The sequence below is a fragment of the Yersinia sp. 2542 StPb PI genome, assembly GCF_048593855.1.
GTDB lineage: Bacteria > Pseudomonadota > Gammaproteobacteria > Enterobacterales > Enterobacteriaceae > Yersinia > Yersinia enterocolitica_E.
This window is the reverse complement of sequence record NZ_JAZGQA010000321.1, coordinates 1-2,359: the sequence shown is the minus strand read 5'-3', so window position 1 is coordinate 2,359 and position 2,359 is coordinate 1. Positions and strand designations below refer to the sequence as shown.

Below are 2,359 nucleotides of genomic sequence, written 5' to 3'. Positions count from 1 at the left end.
CCCGCGTGACTGTTGGTGTGTTTTAGTTGGCGATATTGATTCAATTGGTATCGCCCAACAATTCATTCAACGTGGAATACTATACTTAAATATAAAGTCACAGTTGTCTGAGTTGACGCAACATTTACTCAAAGGCATCCCGATTGAGTCTGAAAGAAAAGCCTTTTTTATCAGTTTATTGGGCTGTAAGGGAGGCATCGGAACCACCCTACTCAGTTATCACTTAGCAACCGCTATCACACAGATAAAGCAATCACCAACCCTATTATTACAGGGCAATAATGGATCTCAGGATCTTGATCTTGTTACAGAAAAAAAGATGGTTACAGAAATAACCGAATATCAAAATAATTTATCTCTTATGTTCGGTAAAGGGAAAGATATAGCTGAAATTGATGGACACAGAGATATAAAACACAATTTTATTGTATTTGATCAACCGATTCATAACGTACCAAAAGAGAAACTCACTGATTATATAGAACACGCTAATTGCATTATCGTATTGCTCGATAATAGTATGATGTCAGTCCGTGTCGCTAAAACGTTTATTGATATTTATGAAAAATTCAAACGAGACAACAGGCAAGCAACCCGACTATTAGTCTGTTTAAATGAAAGCAGACCAATAACAAGAGATATGCTGGATACTTCCGACATTCCGTCATTACTTGGGCGTAAGATAGATATACGAATCCCTTTCATACATAAAACAACGGAATCATTAAGTGATAAAAATTACTTTGGCCGAAAGAAAACCATAATAACCGAATTGGCAAAATACACATTAGGCATAACCATTGATTTATCAAACAAGAGAAAATTATGGTTAAGAAAACTTCTAAAAGGTAAAAGCTAAAAATGAACATATCATTAATCATCCAAGAAAAAATACGAGAAAAAATGCTGGCTAACATTGATATCGATAAAGTAGAACATCTGGTTGATGATTATGACAAACTTTTTGATTTACTTTCACAAACATACGATGATTTATTTAATGACAATCAATATAGATTAAACACTCAGCAGCAAAAAGATATTATTGCAACGATAGCCGATGAGATTACCGGTTTTGGCCCGTTAAGAGAACTGATGGAAGATGAGTCTATTAGCGATATTATGGTCAATGGCCCTGAAAAGATATTTGTTGAACGTTATGGGTTGCTAACCTTAACCAACCGCCGTTTTATTAATAACAATCAACTGACTGATATTGCCAAACGCCTGATGCAAAGAGTCAATCGCCGTATTGATGAAGGTAGACCGTTAGCGGATGCACGCCTAATTGATGGTAGCCGAATCAATGTGGCAATCGGCCCAATCACATTGGATGGCACGGCACTTTCGATTCGAAAATTCAGTACCAACAAACGAAAACTAGAAGATCTGGTTAATATGGGTGCCATGAGCAGTGATATGGCTAATTTCTTGATCATTGCTGCCAGTTGCCGGGTCAATATTATTATCTCTGGTGGCACAGGCTCAGGAAAAACAACACTGCTCAACGCATTATCAAAATATATTTCTGAAAACGAAAGAGTTATCACCTTAGAAGATGCCGCCGAGTTAAATCTTGAACAACCCCATGTAGTTCGAATGGAGACACGGCTCGCCGGGCTAGAGAATACCGGGCAAATAACAATGCGAGATTTAGTGATAAACTCACTACGAATGCGCCCCGATAGGATAATTATCGGGGAGTGCCGTGGCGAGGAAACATTTGAAATGCTTCAGGCAATGAATACCGGCCATAATGGCTCTATGTCCACCTTACATGCTAATTCTCCCCGCGATGCTATTGCCCGACTCGAAAGCATGATCATGATGGGGCCAGTTAATATGCCCATATTTACTATTCGCCGAAATATTGCTTCCGCCATCAATCTTATTGTGCAAGTTTCACGCATGAATGATGGTTCACGAAAAGTACGCCATATAAGTGAAATTATGGGAATGGAAGGGGATAATGTCGTATTACAAAATATATTCTCATTTGAACCGTCCAAAGAGCGTGACGAACAGGGGAAAATTCAAGGCGAATTTATTAATCATGGTTTATTCAGCCGATCCGCTGTGAGGGTGAATGCTGATATATACAGCTTATCAAATGAACTAAGTAGTATTTTCTCCACGGTGAAACAATGATTTACAATATAATACTTTTATCTGGGATTCTATTACTTTTACTCATTAACTTAAAATGGATAAAAATAAAGAAGACCATAAGTAAAAACCCAAAAAAAACCACTATCAATGATTTTTTCCTTACGTCATTACTAAAAAAGATAGTCAATGAATGGATTAAGTATTTATTAAGCATTGATAAAAACAAAAATAAAATGCATATAGCCATGCC

2 protein-coding genes and 1 pseudogene are annotated in these 2,359 nt (G+C 37.1%); all 3 read left to right on the top strand.

All coding sequences use genetic code 11. The features are described 5' to 3' along the window. Positions 1-859, top strand: an 859-nt coding sequence (locus V1952_RS21125) for a pilus assembly protein CpaE (RefSeq protein ID WP_420075479.1), incomplete at its 5' end; no start/stop codon positions are given. Between the two features lie 2 nt (positions 860-861). Next, positions 862-2,148 (top strand): CpaF family protein, encoded by a 1,287-nt coding sequence (locus tag V1952_RS21120; RefSeq protein WP_420072485.1) that lies wholly within the window; start codon positions 862-864, stop codon positions 2,146-2,148. After that, a pseudogene (locus V1952_RS21115) lies at positions 2,145-2,359 on the top strand (tight adherance operon protein); the annotation flags it as partial. The gene V1952_RS21120 and the pseudogene V1952_RS21115, both read left to right, overlap by 4 nt.